Raw genomic sequence first — 21084 nt, 5'->3', positions numbered from 1 at the left:
GTCTTGAGTTGCGCTCCGCCCAACACGCTTCGGTGGTGTCCGAAAATCGCATACAGGCCAAGCCCGACCAGATTCCACACCAGACACCATAGCAATGTCTCAAGCGGCAAGCTGAAGAAGAGATAAAGGCAGCCGCCAATGGAACCTATGCCCACGAGCCATACGGCGCGGACGCGGAAAGGTCGCGGCATGTCCGGGGCGCGGCGACGCAGCACGATCAGGCATATACCCACCGCCATGAACGCGATCAGGGTTCCCGCATTGGCAAGCGCCGCGACCTTGCCGATCGGAAGCATACCGGCGAGAATCGCGACGATCGTCGCCGTCAACAGCGTGATGCGCGTCGGCGTGCCACGCCGCGAGATATGGGCAAGACTCTGTGGCAAGAAGCCGTCGCGCGCCATCGCGAGGAAGATGCGACTTTGCCCGTAGAGGAAAGCGAGCAGTACGGTCGGTAGTGCGATGACCGCGGTCGTCGCGACGACCCGCGCGATGCCGCCCTGCCCGATCGAACGCAGGATCAGCGCCAGCGGTTCGGGGCTGTCGGCGAAGCGCGTGAACGAGATCGCACCGACCGCGGTCGCGGCGACGAGCATGTAGATGATCGTGCAGACGGCCATCGATCCGATGATCGCGATCGGCAGATCGCGCGCCGGACGCTTCGTCTCCTCGGCCGCGGTCGAGATCGCGTCGAAGCCATAGAAGGCGAAGAAGATGATCGCTGCCGCTGCCATGACCCCGCGCTGAACCCCGTCACTGCTGACATGCGCGGCATAGCCATAGGGCATGAAGGGATCGAGGTTCACGGCGTCGAAATAGGGCAATGTATAGCCGACGAAGAGCATCAGGGTGACGATCTTCACAACGACGAGAATCGAGTTGATCCGCGCACTTTCGCGCGTGCCGAGCAGCAACAGACCGGTCACGATCGCAATGATCGCAACGGCGGGCAGATTGACCAGCCCGCCCAGCTCGGGTCCCTTGGTGAGCCCCTCGGGAAAGCCAACCCCCATCAGCAGGGGCGACGCGTAGCCCGACCAGCCGACCGCGACGGTCGAGACAACGAGCGAATATTCGAGGATCAAGCTCCAGCCGACGACCCACGCAAAGACCTCGCCCAGACCCGCATAGGAATAGCTGTAAGCGCTGCCTGCCGCGGGCATCATCGCCGAGAGTTCGGCATAGGCAAGCGCAGCGCACGCGCATACCGCGCCGGCGATCGCGAAAGAGATCAGCACTGCAGGGCCAGCGCGGTCGACGCCGACACCGATCAGCGTGAGGATGCCCGTGCCGATGATCGCCCCGACGCCCATTGCCATCAGTTGCGGCCAGGACAGGCTCGGCGGCAGCGCTACGGCGCTGGGTTCGCCGGGCGGCACGAGGGGTTTGCGACGGGTCCAGTTATTCACGATGCGTCTCCCAAATACCCCGCCCGTTCACACGGGCCCGCCACTCACCCCAGTGGCTCAGCTCATGGTTTTTCGTTCGGGAAAAGCAGCAACCAGTCGGCTTCGGCCTGGATGCGCGCGAAGAAGCTCCAGCTGTCGACCGCGATCGAGCGCTTCAACCAGGGCTTCGCCTTCTCGAGTTCGCCGCTGAGGATATAATAGTTGGCGAGACTGTATGCGGTCGACGCGGCGACCCCATCGGCGGTAGCAAAGGCGCGACCACCATCCTTGTCGCTGAAGAAGCTGTCGGCGGCGCGGTTGCCCTTGAACAGCTGTATGCCGTCGAAATAGGTGTCCGACCCGCCCTTCGGATGCACTTCGAATAGGGTCAGATCATAATCGTCGAGCAGCTTCTGCGCTTCACGGAGCTTGCCGGCACGTGCGAGCGACAGATACTCCCAATAGGTGTTGGCGGTGCGTGCCTCGATATCGTGCGTGAAGGCGGCGGATTCGGCTGATTTCCCGAACCATTTCGCAGCATTTTCAAAGTCGTGCTTGCCGAAATAGGCCTGCCCGAGGTGGTAATAGAGATAATATTGCACGACATCGGGGTCGCCCGGGAAATAGTCCGGGCCCGGCTTTTCGCGCTCGAGCGGCTGGTTCTCGTAGATCTTCGCGGCCTTCAGCCCCAGCTCGATCGACTTGTCGAACTCGCGGAGCGAGAAGGCGCGATGCGCGCGGTGGCGGAGCAGCTTGCCCGAATTGGGGAAACGCTTCAGCGCCTGATCGTAAACCGCCGCCGATTCCCTGGTGTAGCCCTGGTAGAAAAGGACGCGGCCGTACCAGGTCGCGGTATCGACGGTCATGTTGGCTTCGAACGCCGCCTTCGCGTCGCGCGCAGCGCGTTCGAGCGTCTCGACCGCGGCGACGTTCGCGTTGCGCGCGGGCGCGGTGTACATCGGTTCGCCGAGCAGCGAGGTGCCCTGAAAACTGCCGGTCTGCGCCGAAGCCGGCACCGCGAGAGCAAGCATCGCGGCCGATGCGATCCATGTCAGATACTTGGGGGGCATATCATCTCCTCCGAATAGAATTTTCTGCGTTTCAATCGATATCGAGGTCGAACTTCACACCCTGCGCGAGTGGGAGCGATGCCGAGTAATTCACCGTCGCGGTAACGCGGCGCATATAATTCTTCCAACTGTCGGATCCCGACACGCGCCCGCCGCCGGTGACCTTCTCACCACCGAAGGCGCCGCCAATCTCGGCGCCGCTCGTACCGATATTGACGTTGGCGATGCCGCAGTCGCTTCCTTGCGCCGACTGGAATTTCTCCGCCTCGCGCACGTCGGAGGTGAAGAGGCTCGACGACAGACCTTGCGAAACGCCGTTCTGGAGCGCGATCGCCTCGGCGAAATCACTGTAGGACAGGACATAGAGGATAGGGGCGAAGGTTTCCTCGCGGACGATGTCGGTCTGTGCCGGCATTTCCACAATTGCGGGCCGAACATAATAAGCGTCGGGCGAACCCGCGACCTCGATCCGTTCGCCGCCATGGACGGTGCCGCCTTCGCGGCGCGCCTGTTCGAGTGCGCGCTGCATCGCGTCGAACGCCGCCTTGTCGATCAGCGGACCGACATGTGTCGCATCGTCGAGCGGACTGCCGATGTTGAGGCTGCCGACCGCGGCGATCAGCCGCTTCACGAAATCGCCACGAATATCCTCATGCGCGATCAGCCGGCGCAGCGTCGTGCAGCGCTGTCCGCACGTCCCGGTCGCCGCGAAGATCGTCCCGCGCAAAGCGAGTCCCATGTCGGCGCTGGGCGCGACGATTGCGGCATTGTTGCCGCCGAGTTCGAGGACCGGACGGCCGAAGCGGCGCTGGACGCGCACGCCGACATCCTGTCCCATGCGAACGCTGCCGGTCGCGCTGACGATCGCGACGTCGGGGTGGTCGGCAAGGATCGCGCCGCACGCCGCGTCGCCAATCGCAACCTGCACCAGATGATCGGGCGCGAACTCATAGTCGGCGGCGGCTTTCTGAAGAAGCCCGGCAAAGGCCAGAGCGGTCAGCGGCGTCTTTTCCGACGGTTTCCAGATCGCGCTGTCCCCGCAGACGAGCGCGACGGTGGTGCCCCACGCCCAGACCGCCGCGGGGAAGTTGAAGGCCGAGATCAGACCCAGCACGCCCAGTGGATGCCAATATTCGGTCAGCCGATGCTCGGCGCGCTCCGACGCGATCGTCAGGCCGAACAGCTGGCGCGACAGGCCAACGGCATATTCGCAGATGTCGATGACTTCCTGCACCTCGCCGCGCGCCTCGGTCAGGATCTTGCCATTTTCGATCGTCAGCAGCTGCGACAGCGCTTCCTTATGTTCGCGCACCAGCAGGCCATAGCGACGGACGAGCTCACCGCGGTGCGGCGCCGGAACATCCCTCCACGCGGCGAAGGCCGTCCGCGCGTTGGCGACCATCGTGTCCATATCTCCCCCCTCGTCGGTGCGAAGGCTCGCAAGCTGCGAGCCGTCGATTGGCGAAAAGACCGCCAGCCCATCCCCTTTGCGGGTGCTGAGCGAGAGGTCGAGGTGCGCGAATATATCGACGACCGCGTCGGCGAAGCCGCCCGCAACGCTGTAGGCGGTGGCCGGAGAAATCATGGTATCGAGAGCGTTCATGTCATTGTCCATTGAATGGGAGAGTGTTTGAGTTTGCAAATCGGCATCATGGGCCCGCGCGGCCGTCTTGCACGACGATTTGACCGCCCTTGATCACCGTGGAGACGCGTTCGAGCAGCGTCACGTCGCGGTAGGGATCACCGTCGACCGCGATCAGGTCGGCGAATTTTCCGACCTCGATCGTGCCCACATTCTCCGACTGGCCGAGCAGCGCAGCGGCATCGACCGTCGCCGAGCGGATTGCCGCTGCAGGGGTCATCGGCCCCTGTTCGACCATATGGCGGAACTGGCGGGCATTCTCCCCGTGCGGCGATACGCCCGCGTCGGTGCCGAAGGCGATGTTGACCTTGTAATGGACCGCGAGCGCGATGTTCCGTCCGGCGACCGCGCGCGCCTCGGCCATCTTCGCCTGCACCTCGGGACTGGCGTCCGCATCCTTGCGCCCGTCGAGCAGGCCGAGCGTCGGCACCAGCCAGGTGCCACGCTTCGCCATCTCCTTCGCGGTCTCCTCGTCGAGCCAGGTGCCATGTTCGATCGAATCGACGCCGGCGCGCACCGAGGCAGCGACACCCGCGCCGCCGTGCGCATGTGCCGCGACCTTCAGGCCGAGGCTATGCGCGGTGGTAACGATCGCGTTCAGTTCCTCCTCGCTCAGATGCTGGCCGAGTCCCCGCGCCTGCTGCGACATGATACCGCCGGTCGAGGTGATCTTGATGAGGTCGGCGCCATATTTCGCCGCTTCGCGGACGCGCAGCGCACATTCGACCCCGCCGGTGCAGGCACCGGTATAGTCATAGGGATAGAGCGCCTCGGTGGCCTTGCGGTTGAGGCCCGACATGTCGCCATGACCGCCGACGATCGAGAGCGACGTGCCCGACAGAAAGATGCGCGGGCCAGTGACGATGCCTTCATTGACCGCATCGCGCAGCGCATGGATCGAATAACCGTCCGACCCGACATCGCGGACCGTGGTGAAGCCGGCCTCCAGCGTCTTTTTCGCATTGGAAAAAGCGAAGATCGCAACATCTTCGGGCGTGTCGATCGCCGCAGACCATAGTTTAGTCGCAGGCGAGAAGCTGAAATGGACATGCGTGTCGATCAGGCCGGGCAGCAACGTCCGGCCCTTAAGGTCGATCGCCTTCGCGCCGGGGTGCTCGACATAGCCCGATTCGATTTCGGCAATACGCCCGCCGCGCACGACGATCGTGCTCGGCCCAAGCGTCTTTTCGCCCGGAATCGTTACAACTGCGCCCGCATGGATGACCAGTGCGTCGGCCAGTTCGACGCCGGCCGGTGCCGCGACAGCCATGCCAGGAAGCGACACGCCGATCGCGAGCGCTGACAATTTTCCAATGCCGCTCAAGCGAAATTCTCCCGCTGGCCCACGCCGCGAGGCCGCCCCTGCAGCACTCCCCTTTTGCATAGGAAGTTTTTGCTAGTTTAGCAAGAATTTTTATGATAGGAAAATTTTAGAAACTATGACACATGACGGAAATCGCTGAATTTCCGGGTGGGGAAACGGGTCCAAAAGGAGGGAAAGATGTCGAAGTTCGTGTCACGCCTGTTGTTGTCGTCAGCGCTCGCATTCGCGATCACGCCGATGGCGCATGCCCAGTCGGCGCCGCCAGAGGATGACGGTGCAGAGACCAGTGAGGGCGGCGGCAGCGACATCGTCGTCATCGGTACGCGCCGCAAGGATCGTTCGATCACCGACAGCTCGGTCGCGATCGACGTCATCGCGCCGGAACAGATCGCGACCACCGGCTATTCGGACGTGAACGATGCACTGCGCACGCTGGTGCCCGCGTTCAACGCCCAGCGCCTGCAGGGCAATGACGGTTCGTCGTTCGTGCGCCCGGTCACGCTGCGCGGCTCGCCCGCCGACCATGTGCTGCTGCTGATGAACGGCAAGCGTCGCCACCGCGCCTCGATCGTACAGATCGGCACCGGCCACGCCTCGACCTCGGGCTCGCAGGGCCAGGACTTCAACGTCATTCCGCCGATCGCCCTGTCGAGCGTCGAAGTGCTGCGCGACGGCGCGTCCGCCCAATATGGCTCGGACGCCATCGCCGGCGTGATCAACATGGAGCTGAAGAAGGCACGGAGCGGCGGCTCCATCACGGCCCAGGTCGGCGAATATTATGAAAGCGGCGGCCGCACCTATGACATTCAGGGCCACCTCGCTGTCCCGGTCGGCGACAACGCCTATTTCAACATCGCCGCGCAATATACCGACCAGGCAAAGGCCTATGCGAAGAAGGCCAACCACGCCGGCGCAGAAGCGCTGAGGGCTTTGGGCGTCGCTGGCGTGCCCGAACATCCCGAAGGCAACCTCGATCCGCGCTACATGGCGTTCAAATCGGTATGGAACGCCGGCATCGAACTCAGCGACGAGCTCGAACTCTATAGCTTCGGCAACTATATGACCGGCAAAAGCTCGGTCACCTTCGGCCTCCGCCAGCCCTTCGCCGCAGGAGGCCTCAACGGCCATGGCACCTACGCCAATTCGGCGTTCGACCTGTCGCCCGCGCACCCCCAGCAGTTCAACCTTGCCGCCATCTATCCGGGCGGCTTCACGCCCGAATTCCGCGGCCATCTTGAAGATTTCAGCGCCTTGGTGGGCCTGCGGGATCAAGAGGGACCGCTGACATGGGACCTGTCGGCACGCTATGGCACCAACACGGTCGATTATTCGATCACCGGCACGATCAACGCCTCGATGGGCGTGAAGTCGCCGACCTCGTTCAAGCCCGGATCGCTCACCCAGCGTGAAATCCAGTTCGATGCCGAAGTCTCCTATGAACTGAGCGAGGACATCCTCATCTTTGCCGGCGCCAGCCACCGCAAGGAAACCTATGTCATCGGCGAAGGCGATGTCGCGAGCTACACGACCGGCCCGCTGCAGGATCTGCCCGCGGGATCGAACGGCTTCCAGGGCTTCTCGCCCGAATTCGCCGGCAGCTTCGATTCGAACAGCTATGCGGTGTTTGGTGAAATCGATGCCGACATCACGCCCTGGTGGAATCTGTCGGCGGCCGCCCGCTATGAAGACTATGACCAGTTCGGCGACAATTTCAGCTACAAGGCGTCGACCCGCTTCGAGCTGAGCGACGCCTTTGCGCTGCGCGGTTCGGTCAGCACCGGATTCCGCGCACCGGCCGCTGGACAGGTCTTCGGCACCAGCCTGACGTCCCAGCTCGACGGCGTCGGCGGCTTCATCCTCGATGCCGTGCTCGTTCCGGGTTCGCCCGCCGCGCAGGTGTTCGGATCAAAGGCGCTGACCCCCGAAACCTCGTTCAACATGTCGGCGGGTGTCGTCTTCACCGGCCTCGACGGTTTCCTGACCACGCTCGATTTCTACCAGATCGACGTCGACGACCGTCTGCTTCTGACGCCTTCGCGGAATACGACCGCTGCGGAGCGCGCGGCGCTCGCTGCGATCAACTTCCCGAACGGTGCGGACATCGAACAGGTGCGCTATTTCCAAAACGAAATGGATACGCGCGTGCGCGGTTTCGACCTTGTCAGCACCTATCGCCATAGCTGGTCGGACAATGCGTCGACCGACTTCAGCCTTGCTGTAAACTATAACGAGCAGCATCTGCGCGGCGCGCCGCCCCCGGGCTTCAGCCCTGCCATCGTTACCGAGTTCGAACGCGGCACCCCGCGCTGGCGCGGCAATTTCTCGGCAACGACGAAGGTCGGCGATTTCGGCTTCATGGCGCGCGCAATCCACTATGGCGCATGGCGCCGCCTTGATGGTGCGACGTTCCTGCCACGCAAGGCGGTGACGCTGTTCGATGCCGAGGTGACCTATTCGGGCATCCAGGATGTCGAGCTGAGCGTCGGTGCACGCAACATCTTCAACATCTTCCCGCCGGGCCGCGGCCCGGCTCGCGCCCGCGCTGGCCTGATCTATGACAATCACAGCGTATTCGGGGTTGCCGGCGGCTTCTATTATTTGAATGCTAAGTATAAATTCTGATCTTGTTCTGCTCGAGGTCAATCAATCTTCCCCGTGGGTAGCTACGGAATTGGCATATCGGATATGCCAATTCCGTAGCCTATCGGAAATTTGCACTCTATAAGGGGGCAGCTGATTGGCCGGACTCCTTCCCGTCGAGCCGCCCTTCCGATCCGCGGTGCCGAAGATCTCGAACAAGACAAGGAATAGAGACATATGCCGCCCAGAAGTGGAGACGAACCGGAAGTTCTGGGTGCGGTGAGAACGGCCAAGCGTCCCCGATCGGAAGGTTTTCACCTGGGCGAACGGCTTCGCCAGCTCCGCAAGGAACGCGGCATGACGCTGGAAGACGCCGGCAAGCTGACAGCCCTCGCCGCCTCGACGCTTTCGAAGATCGAAAACGACCAGATGTCACCGACCTTTGACGTCGTGCAGAAACTGGCCGCAGGTTTCGACATCGACATCACCGAGCTGTTCGCGAGCAATTCGGGACAGGATGCCGCGGGACGGCGCAGCGTCACGATGGACGGCGCCGGGCGTCTGATGGAGACCGCGGTCTATCGCCACCGGCTGATCGCGGCCGAGCTCAAGAACAAGAAAATCCTGCCTTTCGTCACGACGATCAAGGCGCGCAGCCTCGAGGATTTCAAGAGCTGGTCGCAGCATAGTGGAGAGGAATTCCTCTATGTGCTCGAGGGCGAGATCTGTTTCCAGACCGAGCATTACGAACCCGCGATCCTCGGCGTCGGCGACAGCATCTATATCAACAGCAGCATGCAGCACGCCGCCTATTCGACCAGCGAAGAGGACGCCGTCGTCCTGTGGATCAACACCGGCTGACCCCGCCCGCAGCAGCTGAATCTGCGGCCTTGCAATAATTTTCCTATACGCTAATTCTTTTTCCGATAATGAATCGGAGAGGGCGAAGCTATGGACAGACGGAATTTCATCCTGTCGGGGGCGGCATTGTCGGCGACGTTGGCGCTTGCACCTGCATCGAGAGCAGCGCCAGCGAAAGCACGCCCCCTCACTTTCGACGCGATGGGCGAGGTTCGCTTCGAATATGATGCCGCGCTGATCGGCGAGATGCGCGCAAGCGGGCTCGACGCGATCACCGTCACGCTCTGCGATCCCAAGGCCTATGAGGGGAAAGCGTATGGGGATGCCGTACAGGCCGTCCTCGACTATGACGCGCACATCGCGGCGCACCCCGACCTGTTCCTGAAGGCGACGAGGACCAGCGACATCGATGTCGCGCGCAAAAACGGTCAGCTTGCGCTCTTCTACCTGTTCCAGAACAGCACCCAGTTCGGACGCGACCTCGACAATGTCGACCTGTTCCACAAGCTGGGCGTGCGGTCTGCGCAGATCACCTACAACGACCAGAACTGGGCCGGCGCGGGTTGTAAGGAACTCGGCGTGAATGGCCTTACCCACTTCGGCCGCGAACTCGTCGGGCGCATGAACCAGCGGGGGATGCTGATCGACCTGTCGCACGCCAATATGCAGACAATGGCGGACACGATCGCGGCGTCGAAGACGCCAGTCATCATCTCCCACACCGCCTGCATGTCGGTGCACAGCAATATCCGCAATACGACCGACGCGAACCTCCGTCTGCTCGCCGACCGGGGCGGGGTTGCCGGCATCTGCCAGATGCGGCCGTTCCTGACGACGAAGCGCGACGACGCATTGCCCGAATATTTCCGCCATATCGATCATGCGGTGAGGGTGATGGGCGCCGATCATGTCGCGATCGGCAGCGACCGAGACCACCGCGTCGTCGAGATGACCGACGCCTATATCGCCGAACTGAAGGCCGAAGAGGGGGCCAATTTCCACGAACCCGACTGGCCGCTGTTCATCAACGAACTCAACGGCCCGCGCCGCATGGAAGTCGTTTGGGATGGCGTGCGCAAGCTCGGTTATCCGTCCAGCACGGTCGAGAAGATCATGGGGGCGAATGTGCGCCGCATTTATAGTGAGGTGATCGGATGAGCCCGCGCTACGCTACCCGCCTGTCCGCCCTCGCCCTGCCCTTGCTGCTGATGGCAGCCCCCGCGTCGGCGACCGTCCCTGGAGCCGACGCGGGGAATTGCACGACCAGCCTGATCGGCACGCCGCTGACCATCCCCAAATATTCCGCCGCGATGCAGAAGATGCTCGACGAAGATATTGCGATCGCCGAGGCCGCGCTTCGTATCGCGCCCGATCGCGAGGACAGCCACATCTGGTACGGCCGCCGGCTCGACTACGCCGGACGAATCTGCGACGCGGTCGATGCCTTCAGCGCCGGAATCAAGCAATTTCCGAACAGCTACAAGCTGTACCGCTTCCGCGCCCGCGACCTCACGCGCGCACGCAAGTTCAAGGAGGCGCTGGCCGATTATGACAAGGCGCTCGAATTGATGGGCGACCTGCCCGACAATTTCGAGCCCGACGGCATGCCGAACCCGATCGGGCTGACGATCAGCACCTATCGCGGGAACATCGTCTATTACCACGCGCAGACCAGCTTCGCGACCGGCGACTATTCCACCGTGGTTGCGGGCATGGCAAAATCGCTGGAACTTTCGGCTGACTTCGCCCGCGACGACATGCGCGTGCCGACCGCCTACTGGACCTATATCGCGCTGCGCAAGATGGGCCAGCATGAAAAGGCACGCGCGGCGATCGACGCGATCGAGCCGGGGCTGAAGCTGATCGAGAATTTCACCTACTACCAAGCCGTCCAGATCATGCAGGGGCGGCTCGATCCCGCCGGTCTCAAGGATACGCGCGACAGCACGATCAAATTCGCGATTGCGATGGAACGCCGCTTTGCGGGCGATGAAAACGGCGCGAAGGCGCTGCTCGCGGAAATCGTCCGTGAAAATCCCCAAGGGCATTGGCCGTCAGAAGCCGAGCTTTCGAACCCGGACAGAAAAATCCGCTGAAACGGCTTTTCGGCCCTCATGGGCCTCGTGCCGAAATGCTAGCATCGTGGATTCTGGCCGGTAGCGGACAGGCGGCTTTCAACTCCGGTTGGGGATAAGCGGACACTTTTGTGGCGTTGCGGCGATGCCGTGCGCGGAAGAAGTCACAACTGTCAGCGAAACACATGCTTCCGACGAGGCCTACACAGCCACAACCGAAGCATTCGCGCTGAAAAACCCTGTGGACCTTAAGACCGCGATTGCGCCGATGAACGCCATCCAAAGATAGGGCGCATCGCCGTCCTCTCCGGACGAGTGCTTGGAAAGCGCCCTTCGCGATCGCCTCGGTCACCAGATCGCCGTTTGCGGTATGATCAGCTCGTGCCCGTCGACCCGGATCGTCCACGCTGCTTCATCGGCCGAGACGATTTCGAACGCGCCATAATGAGCTTGCCTATGGTGGTTCGGGCATAGAACCATGACGTTCGTTGCATCCAGGACGCCGGCGATCATCGTGCTGACCAGAATCACATGGTGCGCTTCGGCATAGGGTTCGCCGCCTGATTTATAGAACGCGATAGGGTCCCTGCCGAGTGCCTCGCAAACCTGGCAGCGGTGGCCGCGCGCAGCCTTGACCTTGTCGCCGATCGGGCCACGCTCGATCCGGCGACTGACGACCTCGCGCATCTCCGGGGGTGCGCTCTTCGCCGCAGCCTGCAGATCCTTCAGAACCTGGGGCGAGCGCGATGCTCGCGCGGTGGCGAGGTCGAGCGGGACAAACCCTGCATGCCCTGCGAGATGCGCGAAGGCTTCGCCGGGAAACGGGGTCGTCGTGCGCTGCAGCCCTTTTTGCAACAGGTCGAACGCCGGTTCGCCGGGGAGCGACGGCGCAATGACCGGCTCGTCAAATATCGCGAGCCGCTCAAGGCGGACGCGATAGTCTGGTTCGGCGCCGAGCGCCGAGTCGACGAAGAACTTCGGATCGGGCTCGGGCCGGAATGACGTTGCCTCTACGACTTCGACCAGCGCCAGAATCGCCGCGGGTTTGCCGCGCCGTGCGGTCCGGCGAACGACCCCGAGGTCGCCGACCTGAATCAGATCGCGGTCGTCTTTCGACACGAAATAAAGAAGCGATGTCTCACCCGATGCGAGCCAGTCGTCGGCCTTCCATCTTTTAGGGTTGGCCTGGAAGATCCAGAAGCCCGTCGGCTTGAGGCCTCGCCCGGGAGCAGCCTTTGGTTTGGCGATCGGGACGAATTGCGTGGGAAGCGCCGGGGCAGACACCGAGGCCCCGTGCTGAAGCCGGAAGGTCCGGTATTTGTTGGCGGCATGGCGGAGCGTCGACATCGTGCCCACCGGCTTGCCCTTGGAGACAATCCCGTTCGGGAGCGGTTTCTTCGCCGCAGCATCGCCAGCGCTATATTCGAGCCTCAACAGCACGCTCGCCATGCCATCGGCATCGAATGCGGCGTCGATATCCCCGAAGGCCTTTTCGAGGCGGTGGATGCGCGAAAGCTGGTTGCCGATCGTCTTGTCGGTGATCGGAAGCGTGTTGAGCCACGCCCTATAGGCCTCGTCTAGCATCGCATCCGCCTATGGCCTAAGGAGGCGGCGTTCAATAGACCCAGCGAGGGACGGACGTTCGTCCTCGCCGATCGAAGCCAGGACCGAGAACTCTCGAACATCGCCCAGCCAGGGTCAAAGAGACCGGCTCATCGAAAAGTCGAACCCTGCATTGGCCGCATCGACCGCGCCCAGCTTCTGCTGATAGGCGGCGAGAAAGCCGGCCTGCACCGCCTCTCCCCTTTTGTACCCGCTTCCATGATCGCCTCCTCCGAACGCGCTCTGCGTCGACGCGAAAATGACGGAGGGGTATTTCGGGTTGATCAGGCGGCGCGTACCGGAGAAGTAGCCAGCCATATAATCGGCAAACTGCTCCGCCCGGTATACGCCGGTCTTTGCGAGCTCGTTGATCATCCCGTTCTTGTACGACAGAATGTGACCGAACTCATGAGCGCAAACTGCCAGGATCCTGGCGTCCGGATAGGAGCGACCCAGGAGGTCCTCGAGCATTTTCAATCCGAAGAGGACTGTACCGTCGGTTCGGTCCAACAAAACGTCGCTCATCGCTTTGGCATTTCCGCGGCCGGCTTCACGATAATAGGCAAAGCCGGGTAGAACGTCGAACGTCTTGGATATCGTTGCGAGGCCGCGAGCGAGGGCGCGGTCGAGGATCGGATTGCCCGATCGGCTCTCCATCGGTTCGCTGCCCTGACTGAAGACCCTTGGCGGCGAAGCTCGCTTCAATATGTCGTCGCCCGCTCCCTTCGGGAGCCAGCATCCGCTGTCGTCCTCGGCGTCCCGCGCATGCGCCTTGCCGCAGCCACAGACACCGCCGAACATGATGACCGCAGTGCCTGCGATCAAGACGCGACGTTCCAGCAGCATCGTCACTGGCACATCGTTGGAAACATCTGGCACTCTTCCGCCGGATTTCCGCCGTCGGTCTTCGGTGGCGGCGGGGGCGCTCCCGTGCCCGGTCCTCCTGCGCTCGGGCTGGGTCCCGTCTGGATGCTCGGATTGCCTCCGCCTCCGCCTCCCCCTTGAACCTGCTGAAACGAAAGATACTCGATCTTGCCGTTGAACTGGTTGAAGCCGATGAACCAGTCGACCGGGCCTGCCTGATGGGTCACCCGGACGAGATACATTGGCCCAACCGGGAATTGCGCCTGCTGCAAGACCTGCATGTTGGTAATCGGTCCCGCAGCCGCGATCGGAGCGTAGCAACCCGAACCCCCGGTCTGCGATGCGACCAACTCGAACATCTGCGGACTGAGTAACTGAAACGCGGCCGGCGGACCGCATTGCTGAAAGGCCGTAATGATGTTGCCGAGCGCTGGTCGAGGATCGTGCCCTTGTGCCGACGCCGCAACTGAAAGATTTGTGCTGGCAAGCAGAAATGCAGCTGCCAATGCCGACGATTTCCGAATCATATTGGTTGCCCCTTCCCAAGGAAAGGTGTCTCAAAGAGAATTGCAAGTAAACAGAATTAGATAGTCGGGCATCGTTTTCGAAGATTCAGGCATTGATTATAAAGGATTCTTGTCGCGCATAAATGATAAGATCCGGTTTGGAGCGATTTTTGAGAGAACAGGCTCGACGCGGCATATTTTGAGTCCGCGTTCCAATCGGCTCCCGGTCATTTTGAAAGCGGCGACGCCGGCCAAATCGATGCCGACGGTTTCGTCCATATCATGGGCCGCACCGACGATATCATCAACGTCGCCGACCACCGCTTGTCGACCGGACAGATCGAACAGATCATAGCTGCGCATCCCGCCGTCGCAGAGTGCGCCGTCATCGGCGCAGCCGACGGCCTGAAGGGCATGGTCCCGATCGCCTTTGCGGTTACCAAGAGCGGGGCCGACGCTGGCGACGGCCTACCCGGCGAAATTGTTTCGCTCGTCCGACAGGAACTGGGGTCGGTCGCTGCCTTGAAGCAGGTGCATATCGTGTGCGCAGTGCCCAAGACCCGATCGGAAAAATTCCTGCGCGCCGCCATACGCGGCATCGTCAACGGAGCCGAGGTCGGCATCCCGCCGACGATCGAGAATCCCGATGCGCTGCCGAAGATCGCGGAACTGATGCAGTCTCAGCAACATGCGGCGTCAACCTAGGCCGAACATGGCGGATTTCAGACTGTTGGTTTTCGGCAGCTTCGGAGATGAAACAGACATTCCGCATTGTGCGACTGGCTATGCGCGCTCGCCACCGCTCTGCTGGCATCAGTCGCCGTAGGACGGCGCAGGGATTGATCTAGGCAGCACATGGCCGATTGCCGTCGGTCGGCTTTGAGGGCCGCTATCCAAGAAAGCGGACATGCTTTCAAAAGCATAATTTGGAGCTCAATAGGATCGCAATTTTGGAACAGTCGCCGCAAGGCGCGAACGGCGCTCGCTGTGACAACGGCGTAGCAACCCTCTGTCAATATCAGCAGAGGAGTTACAAACATGAAAACCTGGTTCATCACCGGCGCGTCGCGCGGCTTCGGCCTTCGGATCGCCAAACTCGCTCTCGAGCAGGGCGACAATGTTGTCGCGACCGCGCGCCGCGCCGACGCCGTGATCGAGGCGCTTGGCAACCGCGAACGGTTGCTTGCGCTTCCGCTCGACGTAACCGATGAGGCGCAGGCGAATGCGGCGGTCATCGCGGCTGTCGAAGCCTTTGGGTCGATCGACGTGTTGCTCAACAATGCCGGCTTCGGGCTCCTCGGCGCGGTCGAGGAAGCCAGCGCGGAGGATGTCGAGCGCGTCTATCGCACCAATGTTTTCGGCCTGCTCAACGTCACGCGAGCGGCTCTGCCAACAATGCGCGCGCAGCGGTCGGGGCGTATCCTCAACATTTCCTCGATTGGCGGCTATCGCGGCGCGGCGGGCTTCGGCGTCTACTCGTCGACCAAGTTCGCGGTCGAGGGTTTGTCCGAAGCGCTCCACGCCGAACTTGCGCCGCTTGGCGTACATGTGACGGTGGTCGAGCCCGGCTATTTCCGGACCGATTTCCTCGATGCGACCTCGCTCACGGTCAGCGGCGGCGAGATCGAGGATTATGCCGAAACTGCCGGGCGCGTCCGGCAGGTCGCTGCTGACCTGAACCACGGTCAGCCGGGCGATCCCGACAAGCTGGCGCAGGTGCTCGTCGATTTCGCCGACGCCGCGAACCCGCCGGTTCGCCTGCCGCTCGGCAGCGACACGGTCGCGGCGATCGAGGCCAAACATGTGGCGGACGCAGAGATCGTCGCAAAGTGGCGCCCAATTTCGGTGTCGACCGATTTCGCGGCGGCCGAACGGACCTGATCGAATCATTCTTGCCGGGTCCAGCGCTGCGCCGCTCTCCTCCCTCGAGAGCGGCGCAATTGCGTTCTCTACAACCGCCGCCGGAACTCGCTGGGGCTCATGCCCACTATCTTGCGGAAGCTTGCCGCGAAGGAAGAGGGTGTCTGGTAGCCGACGCAGAGTCCGATTTCGGTCACCGGCATATCGGGGTCTGCGAGCATCTCCTTGGCGCGCGCAATGCGCATCATCGTCAGCGTTTCATGCGGATTGCGGCCCGTCGCCTTCTTGAAGGCGGTGCAAAAGTGAAAGCGGCTCAGATGAACAAGCGCAGCGAGCTCGTCGAGGCCGATCTCTTCCTCCATCCTGCTGCGCATATAGGTGGTGACGCGCTTGACCTGCCAGTCGGCCAGCCCGCCGCGCCGCGCGGCGGGATCGGCCAGCGCGCCAAAGGTCGAATGGCCGCGCACCAGCTGGGTGCAGAGCAGGTCGATGGCCTGTTCAACGAAAAGGCGCGAGCTTCTCTCGCCGGATGCCGCCTCGTTACTGAGCATCGTGACGAGATTGACGACCGTCGGATCCTCGAAAGCGACGCGGTGGAGCAGGTCGAAATCGCGTCCGTTTGTGAGCTCCTCAACCGTCGATTCCAGCCGGTTATGGGTGAGATAGACATGGCTGACGTCGGACTTGCCTGCGATGTCCCAGCGCCCGTCCTGCCCTCGCGGAATGATCACCATTGTACCGACGCGCGACCGGGCGCGGATATTGATTCCCCCTGAAGCGCGCAGTGCCATGTCGCCGTCGCCGCCGTGATGCGCGACGATGACATGCGTCGGGAGGGCGGCGAGCGTGTCGTGGACCGGCCCATGCTGCCAGCGGCCGGTCAGCAAGGTATCGCCGCGTAGTCCGTCCGACATGGTCACCGGCGGCCGGTCGAGGATGCGTGCCATCCCCGCGAGCGAACCCTCGGATTCCTTCATCACAGGTTCGGCAAGCGTTGCGTTCATTCTGCCCGAACCCCTCCGAAAGCAGCCCGACGAATCGATAAGCGGCCAAATCCTGCCACGAAGGCATCGTGATCGCAATTTCGGAACAATCGCCGCAAGCCGCGAACGGCGCAGCGCCAGCCGACGATCTATCTCCGACCCATCGGACGCACTCCCGCGCCGACAGGTGAAAGCCAAAGGAGATTAGACATGAGCAAGACCATCCTCATCACCGGTACCGCTGGCGGCTTCGGCAAAGGCGCCGCGATCGGCATGGCGCGCAACGGCCACAACATCATCGCGACCGTGCAGGTTTCGTCGCAGGTCACCCCGCTGCGCGAAGAAGTCGCGGCGCTGGGTCTCAGCGAAAAGATCCGCGTCGAACGCCTCGATCTGACCGATCCCTACGATATTCGTCAGGCCCAGAAGTGGGACATCGACATCCTGTGGAACAACGCCGGCATGGGTGAAGCCGGCCCCGTCTGGGAAATCCCGCTCGACCTGGTCCGCAAGAATTTCGAGGTCAATGTTTTCCTGCCGCTCGAGCTGACGCAGGGCATCGTCCAGCGCTGGGTCCGCGAAGGAACCGCCGAAGGCAAGAAGGTCGTGTTTACCTCGTCGATGGGCGGACTGTTCACCCCGGCGAACTGGGGCACCTATGTGTCGACCAAGCACGCGCTGGAATCGGTCGCCGAAGCGCTCCAGCAGGAACTCGCCGCCTACGGCGTCAAGGTCCAGACGATCAACCCCGGTGCCTATTACACCGGCTATAACGAAACGATGGCGGACAATCCGTTCCGCTGGCTCGACGACAGCGTGAATTTCACCAAGCGCGCCGATCTGCGCAAGGGCTTCGACGATTTCTTCGCCACGCCCGAAGGCAAGATGGACGCGCAGGAAATGATCGATCGCATGATCGAGGTCGTTCCCGCCGACGAAGGCAAGTTCCGCAACGTGATGCCGAAGGCGATCGAGGACATGCTGAAGCAGCACCAGCTTGACGCCTGGGAGAACCGGATCTGACCCCGACCTGTCGGCCGCGGCCTTCCACTGCCGCGGCCGAATCTTTCCTGAAAGGATTTTGACATGAGCGTTACCCAGGAACAGGCCGACACCGCAATCGCCGCCGCCCGCAAGGCGGCTGACGCGATCGGGGTGCCGATGAACATCGCCGTCTATGACGACGGCGCGAACCTCAAAGCCTTCCTTCGCATGGACGGCGCGTTTTTGGGTTCAGCCGACATCGCGCTGAACAAGGCGCGCACCGCTGCGCTTTTCGGCTTCAACACCGAAGCACTCTACGACTTCGTCAAGCCTGGCGGCACCTCGCCCGGCTTCGATCGCACCAACGGCGGGCTGATTGTCTTTGCCGGCGGCGTGCCGGTGAAGGACACGAACGGCAAGCTGATCGGCGCGATCGGCGTGTCGGGCGGCATGGTCGATCAGGATTTTGAAGTGGCAACCGCCGCCGTTGCGGCGCTCGATTGAGGAGAGAGACGATGACCAACTGGATCAGGAATGTCGGCCGCTTCGCTATCGCGCTTGCAGCCGTGGCGATGACGGCGAAAGCTGCAGCGCAGACGAACGACGTCGATGCCATCCGCGCAACGATAGCCCGTTCGATGGATGCCTGGGCGGCAGGGACCGGCGGTCCTTATGACCTGCTCGCCGAGGACGCGGTCTGGACGATTTCAGGCAACTCGCTCGCGAGCAAGACCTATCCCACGAAGGAAGCGTTTATGAGCGAGGTCATCCGGCCGTTCAACGCGCGGATGAAGGAACGGCTGATCCCCCGCGTTCATGCGCTCTATGTTGATGGTGACACGGTGGTCGCACATTTCGACGCTGCCGGAACCGCGCGCGACGGACAGCCCTACGTCAACAGCTATGCGTGGATTCTGACGCTGAAAGATGGGCGGATCGTGCGGGCCTTCGCATTCTTCGACGCCCACGCCTTCGACGATCTGTGGACGCGGGTCACGCCGGCTCCAAAATGAGTCTGCTCCCGAGCGACGGACAGCGATTCATGCTGTCCGTCGCAAAGGAGATTTGGCCGATTTCGGACAGGCAGCTTTTGGCGATCAAACAAAGAGAGCGGACGTTCCGTAAGGCCTCGGAGCGCTCGCTCTCAGGGTATTCAAATTTTGAGTTAGACTTCGATGCCTTCCGCCAGCGTCAGGGCATCTTCCACATCAACGCCGAGGTATCGCACCGTGTTTTCGATTTTGGTGTGGCCCAGAAGAATTTGTACGGCGCGCAAATTCCCAGTCGCCTTGTAGATAATCGACGCCTTCGTTCTCCGAAGCGAATGTGTTCCATAGTCTTCGCTTCGAAGGCCGACTGCCGTGACCCACTCGTCAACGAGTCGCGCATATTGCCGCGTGCTCATATGGGCAGAGTGGTCGATGCGGCTCGGGAACGCATAGTCCTCGATCGATCCGCCCCGGCGCTCGAGCCACGCCAGGAGGCTCCCACGCACGTCCGACATGATTTCGAACTGAACGAGCCGACCCGTCGTCTGCTGAATTACGATTGCCCGCGTTCGCAACTCTCCACCTGTTACCAAGCCGCCGATCTTGATCTTCACCAGGTCACAGCCCCGCAGTTTGCTGTCGATCGCAAGATCGAACAGCGCCCGGTCTCGAAGTCGGTGCTCGCGATCGAGATGAAAGCGAATGGCCCAAATCTGACGTGGCTTCAGTGGGCGCTTGGTCCCGACCTTCCTGCCGGAATTCCACGCTGGTCGAGGCGCCGAATAATCGAATTCTGACCTTCCCATGATCGTTCTCCTGAGGCCAAAATGGCCAAACCGGCAACGCCCAGGTTGGACAAAGGCCTCTAGGGGATGGTTGGACAGGGCGGGCGAATACCGACCGTCCCGCCCAACACGACCAAATGGGATCAGAATCGGTAGGTCAACCCCGCGAGTACGCGGTGGCGGTCATATTTACCCTCGCCTTCGCGGAGGTCCGAATAGCGATATTCGACGCGCGCCGAGACATGATCGACCAGCTGGCGCTCGACCCCGCCGCCAATCACCCAGCCGTCGCGGTTCTCGGCTTCGCTCGTCGTGCCCGCAAGATCGGTGATCCGCGTCGTGACGCGCGCATTGCTGTAGCCGCCGCGAACATAGACAAGCGTTTCGGGCTGGACGAGATAGCCCGCGCGGGCCGTCAGGTCGAACGAGTATTTCGGGTCGATCAGATAGGCGCCGCTGGCGCTCGTGCCGCGGAACTTGTCGTCGTTGGTGAGGTCGAAGCTGCCCTCGGCGCCGACGACGATACGGTCACCCAGGCGGCGATCATAGCCCGCGTAAATGCCGCCGGTCAGCGCCTGCTGCTTGTCGTCAATCGGGATCACGCCTTGCGGCATTTCGGGATTCCGCACATCGTCGCCGCTCCATCCGGCCTGGGCACCGACGTACGGCCCTTCGAATTCCTGTGCCGATGCCGTGCCGGCGGTGCCGGCAGCGATGATGGCGGACGCGACCACGGTCTTGAGGATCTGCATTCTATAAACTCCTGATGCTTGATCATCCCGCTCCACAGCGGAGCTGGTGAGCGGCAGATGAGAGTTTCTCTTGAGTTCATCAACCGCGCGCTTGTTCAAGCATCATGTCTTCATGGTGCATGATTTTCGCACAGCCTGTACGCGCAAACCCCGACCCCCTGCCGCGCGCCGGAATGGCGAACTGCAGGGGGTCAGGTTCGCGGCGATCAATGCCGCCGGAGGAAATGGTGGATGGGGTGGCCGGCGCGAATGAGGGATGTCACGCGCCGAGCCGGTCAGGGGGGCCAGTTCCTTATCCGAGGCAAGAAGCCGCGGCGGCTCGCGACATGATCGAGGATTTGGCGAACGTCGCTTGGCGAGAGGCCTGCGTCCAGCGCGGCGGCAATGTCGCGTTCGCCGAGCTGGTTCCAAGACCATGCCTTCACCGAAAAACGCCGCAGCGATTCAAGCCGCGCATTCGCCAACGGAAGCGCAACATCGCCGAAAAGGACCCTTTCGATGCGCGCCAGAAGACCCTTGGGTTTCAGACTCCGCGGGCCGTCCCACGCCGCCATTTCGACGATTTCCCAATCGGTGCCGGTGAGCGACCCGCCGGCTGCGCATACCGAGCTACGGTTGCACGATCTGGCAGCGAAACCGGCCGCGCGGGGCGTGTGCTCTATAATCGTGGACATCGACTGCTTTCCGAAGGGCGATCCAATTTCGATGCGGACCGCGATGCGTCACGGCATTCGCATCGCCCGATGGATCGATCAACCGTCGCCGGGTTCAGGGATCATGGCGCCACAGTTCATGATCGCGCGGTCTCGTAGCCGCAAA

Annotated in this window: 20 protein-coding genes; 10 read left to right on the top strand and 10 right to left on the bottom strand. The window is 62.3% G+C overall.

The genetic code is table 11. The features are described 5' to 3' along the window. The 4 genes from QOL68_RS18315 to QOL68_RS18300 all read right to left on the bottom strand — a co-directional run. On the bottom strand, nt 1-1409 hold a 1409-nt coding region (locus tag QOL68_RS18315), incomplete at its 3' end, for an amino acid permease (RefSeq protein ID WP_282950376.1). Nucleotides 1410-1471: 62 nt separating this feature from the next. Beyond that, nucleotides 1472-2458, bottom strand: coding sequence for a tetratricopeptide repeat protein (locus tag QOL68_RS18310; RefSeq protein ID WP_282950377.1), 987 nt, complete (start codon nt 2456-2458; stop codon nt 1472-1474). Nucleotides 2459-2489: 31 nt separating this feature from the next. Next, complete coding sequence (amaB, locus tag QOL68_RS18305) at nt 2490-4061, bottom strand: L-piperidine-6-carboxylate dehydrogenase (protein WP_282950378.1); 1572 nt, start codon at nt 4059-4061, stop codon at nt 2490-2492. Nucleotides 4062-4107: 46 nt separating this feature from the next. After that, nucleotides 4108-5424: a metal-dependent hydrolase family protein gene (locus QOL68_RS18300; RefSeq protein ID WP_282950379.1), complete on the bottom strand. Its 1317-nt coding sequence runs from the start codon at nt 5422-5424 to the stop codon at nt 4108-4110. Nucleotides 5425-5601: 177 nt separating this feature from the next. Between QOL68_RS18300 and QOL68_RS18295 the strand changes: the two genes are divergently transcribed. From QOL68_RS18295 to QOL68_RS18280, 4 genes are all read left to right on the top strand, one after another. Beyond that, nucleotides 5602-8046 (top strand): TonB-dependent receptor plug domain-containing protein, encoded by a 2445-nt coding sequence (locus QOL68_RS18295; protein ID WP_282950380.1) that lies wholly within the window; start codon nt 5602-5604, stop codon nt 8044-8046. Nucleotides 8047-8241: 195 nt separating this feature from the next. Beyond that, nucleotides 8242-8865, top strand: a complete 624-nt coding sequence (locus QOL68_RS18290) for a helix-turn-helix domain-containing protein (protein ID WP_282950381.1) — start codon at nt 8242-8244, stop codon at nt 8863-8865. Between the two features lie 90 nt (nt 8866-8955). After that, the gene (locus tag QOL68_RS18285; protein ID WP_282950382.1) at nt 8956-10023 is read left to right on the top strand and encodes a dipeptidase; all 1068 of its coding nucleotides are present in this window, start codon (nt 8956-8958) and stop codon (nt 10021-10023) included. After that, entirely contained in the window at nt 10020-10961 is a 942-nt protein-coding gene (locus QOL68_RS18280) for a tetratricopeptide repeat protein (protein WP_282950383.1), read from the top strand. The genes QOL68_RS18285 and QOL68_RS18280 overlap by 4 nt, the downstream gene beginning before the upstream one ends. A 327-nt stretch (nt 10962-11288) precedes the next feature. Here the strand turns inward: QOL68_RS18280 and QOL68_RS18275 are convergent, their stop codons facing one another. The 3 genes from QOL68_RS18275 to QOL68_RS18265 all read right to left on the bottom strand — a co-directional run bounded on the left by QOL68_RS18275 (nt 11289) and on the right by QOL68_RS18265 (nt 13933). Next, nucleotides 11289-12524 (bottom strand): EVE domain-containing protein, encoded by a 1236-nt coding sequence (locus QOL68_RS18275; RefSeq protein ID WP_282950384.1) that lies wholly within the window; start codon nt 12522-12524, stop codon nt 11289-11291. A gap of 114 nt (nt 12525-12638) precedes the next feature. Next, nucleotides 12639-13394 (bottom strand): ImmA/IrrE family metallo-endopeptidase, encoded by a 756-nt coding sequence (locus QOL68_RS18270; RefSeq protein ID WP_282950385.1) that lies wholly within the window; start codon nt 13392-13394, stop codon nt 12639-12641. Next, the gene (locus tag QOL68_RS18265) at nt 13391-13933 is read right to left on the bottom strand and encodes a hypothetical protein (protein ID WP_282950386.1); all 543 of its coding nucleotides are present in this window, start codon (nt 13931-13933) and stop codon (nt 13391-13393) included. The genes QOL68_RS18270 and QOL68_RS18265 overlap by 4 nt, the downstream gene beginning before the upstream one ends. Before the next feature lie 261 nt (nt 13934-14194). On the opposite strand from QOL68_RS18265, the gene QOL68_RS18260 reads away from it, so the two are divergent. Continuing rightward, a complete protein-coding gene (locus tag QOL68_RS18260; protein WP_282950387.1) occupies nt 14195-14617 on the top strand; it encodes an AMP-binding enzyme in 423 nt (140 codons plus the stop codon). A 333-nt stretch (nt 14618-14950) separates the two neighbouring features. Further along, nucleotides 14951-15793 carry an oxidoreductase gene (locus QOL68_RS18255; RefSeq protein ID WP_282950388.1) on the top strand — a complete coding sequence of 281 codons (843 nt, stop codon included), beginning with the start codon at nt 14951-14953 and terminating at the stop codon, nt 15791-15793. A gap of 68 nt (nt 15794-15861) precedes the next feature. On the opposite strand, the gene QOL68_RS18250 is transcribed toward QOL68_RS18255, so the two are convergent. Beyond that, entirely contained in the window at nt 15862-16776 is a 915-nt protein-coding gene (locus tag QOL68_RS18250) for a helix-turn-helix transcriptional regulator (RefSeq protein WP_282950389.1), read from the bottom strand. Nucleotides 16777-16965: 189 nt separating this feature from the next. Here QOL68_RS18250 and QOL68_RS18245 point away from each other — a divergent pair, with 189 nt between their 5' ends. The 3 genes from QOL68_RS18245 (at nt 16966) to QOL68_RS18235 (ending at nt 18752) form a co-directional block, all read left to right on the top strand. Beyond that, entirely contained in the window at nt 16966-17778 is an 813-nt protein-coding gene (locus QOL68_RS18245) for an SDR family oxidoreductase (RefSeq protein WP_282950390.1), read from the top strand. A gap of 63 nt (nt 17779-17841) precedes the next feature. Beyond that, complete coding sequence (locus QOL68_RS18240; protein WP_282950391.1) at nt 17842-18243, top strand: GlcG/HbpS family heme-binding protein; 402 nt, start codon at nt 17842-17844, stop codon at nt 18241-18243. 11 nt (nt 18244-18254) lie between these two features. Further along, nucleotides 18255-18752 carry a nuclear transport factor 2 family protein gene (locus QOL68_RS18235; RefSeq protein WP_282950392.1) on the top strand — a complete coding sequence of 166 codons (498 nt, stop codon included), beginning with the start codon at nt 18255-18257 and terminating at the stop codon, nt 18750-18752. A 152-nt stretch (nt 18753-18904) separates the two neighbouring features. Here QOL68_RS18235 and QOL68_RS18230 read toward each other — a convergent pair whose 3' ends face one another. Both QOL68_RS18230 and QOL68_RS18225 read right to left on the bottom strand, forming a co-directional pair. Further along, the gene (locus QOL68_RS18230) at nt 18905-19534 is read right to left on the bottom strand and encodes a tyrosine-type recombinase/integrase (protein WP_282950393.1); all 630 of its coding nucleotides are present in this window, start codon (nt 19532-19534) and stop codon (nt 18905-18907) included. Nucleotides 19535-19656: 122 nt separating this feature from the next. Further along, nucleotides 19657-20265 (bottom strand): outer membrane protein, encoded by a 609-nt coding sequence (locus QOL68_RS18225; RefSeq protein ID WP_282950394.1) that lies wholly within the window; start codon nt 20263-20265, stop codon nt 19657-19659. Nucleotides 20266-20591: 326 nt separating this feature from the next. On the opposite strand from QOL68_RS18225, the gene QOL68_RS18220 reads away from it, so the two are divergent. After that, complete coding sequence (locus QOL68_RS18220) at nt 20592-21077, top strand: hypothetical protein (RefSeq protein ID WP_282950395.1); 486 nt, start codon at nt 20592-20594, stop codon at nt 21075-21077. Nucleotides 21078-21084 lie beyond the last annotated feature (7 nt).

It is taken from the genome of Sphingopyxis sp. Geo25 (assembly GCF_949769135.1).
Taxonomy (GTDB): domain Bacteria; phylum Pseudomonadota; class Alphaproteobacteria; order Sphingomonadales; family Sphingomonadaceae; genus Sphingopyxis.
Note: the sequence above shows the minus strand (reverse complement) of the source record. Positions and strands in the feature narration are given on the sequence as shown.

Excerpts from the sequence above, each read along its gene's own strand:
- QOL68_RS18260 (WP_282950387.1), top strand. The coding sequence starts at position 14,195 with ATGGGCCGCACCGACGATATCATCAACGTCGCCGACCACCGCTTGTCG.
- QOL68_RS18225 (WP_282950394.1), bottom strand. The coding sequence starts at position 20,265 with ATGCAGATCCTCAAGACCGTGGTCGCGTCCGCCATCATCGCTGCCGGC.
- QOL68_RS18240 (WP_282950391.1), top strand. The coding sequence starts at position 17,842 with ATGAGCGTTACCCAGGAACAGGCCGACACCGCAATCGCCGCCGCCCGC.
- QOL68_RS18255 (WP_282950388.1), top strand. The coding sequence starts at position 14,951 with ATGAAAACCTGGTTCATCACCGGCGCGTCGCGCGGCTTCGGCCTTCGG.
- QOL68_RS18295 (WP_282950380.1), top strand. The coding sequence starts at position 5,602 with ATGTCGAAGTTCGTGTCACGCCTGTTGTTGTCGTCAGCGCTCGCATTC.
- QOL68_RS18230 (WP_282950393.1), bottom strand. The coding sequence starts at position 19,534 with ATGGGAAGGTCAGAATTCGATTATTCGGCGCCTCGACCAGCGTGGAAT.
- QOL68_RS18245 (WP_282950390.1), top strand. The coding sequence starts at position 16,966 with ATGAGCAAGACCATCCTCATCACCGGTACCGCTGGCGGCTTCGGCAAA.
- QOL68_RS18290 (WP_282950381.1), top strand. The coding sequence starts at position 8,242 with ATGCCGCCCAGAAGTGGAGACGAACCGGAAGTTCTGGGTGCGGTGAGA.
- QOL68_RS18265 (WP_282950386.1), bottom strand. The coding sequence starts at position 13,933 with ATGATTCGGAAATCGTCGGCATTGGCAGCTGCATTTCTGCTTGCCAGC.
- amaB (WP_282950378.1), bottom strand. The coding sequence starts at position 4,061 with ATGAACGCTCTCGATACCATGATTTCTCCGGCCACCGCCTACAGCGTT.
- QOL68_RS18310 (WP_282950377.1), bottom strand. The coding sequence starts at position 2,458 with ATGCCCCCCAAGTATCTGACATGGATCGCATCGGCCGCGATGCTTGCT.
- QOL68_RS18220 (WP_282950395.1), top strand. The coding sequence starts at position 20,592 with ATGATCGAGGATTTGGCGAACGTCGCTTGGCGAGAGGCCTGCGTCCAG.
- QOL68_RS18280 (WP_282950383.1), top strand. The coding sequence starts at position 10,020 with ATGAGCCCGCGCTACGCTACCCGCCTGTCCGCCCTCGCCCTGCCCTTG.
- QOL68_RS18235 (WP_282950392.1), top strand. The coding sequence starts at position 18,255 with ATGACCAACTGGATCAGGAATGTCGGCCGCTTCGCTATCGCGCTTGCA.
- QOL68_RS18285 (WP_282950382.1), top strand. The coding sequence starts at position 8,956 with ATGGACAGACGGAATTTCATCCTGTCGGGGGCGGCATTGTCGGCGACG.
- QOL68_RS18275 (WP_282950384.1), bottom strand. The coding sequence starts at position 12,524 with ATGCTAGACGAGGCCTATAGGGCGTGGCTCAACACGCTTCCGATCACC.
- QOL68_RS18250 (WP_282950389.1), bottom strand. The coding sequence starts at position 16,776 with ATGAACGCAACGCTTGCCGAACCTGTGATGAAGGAATCCGAGGGTTCG.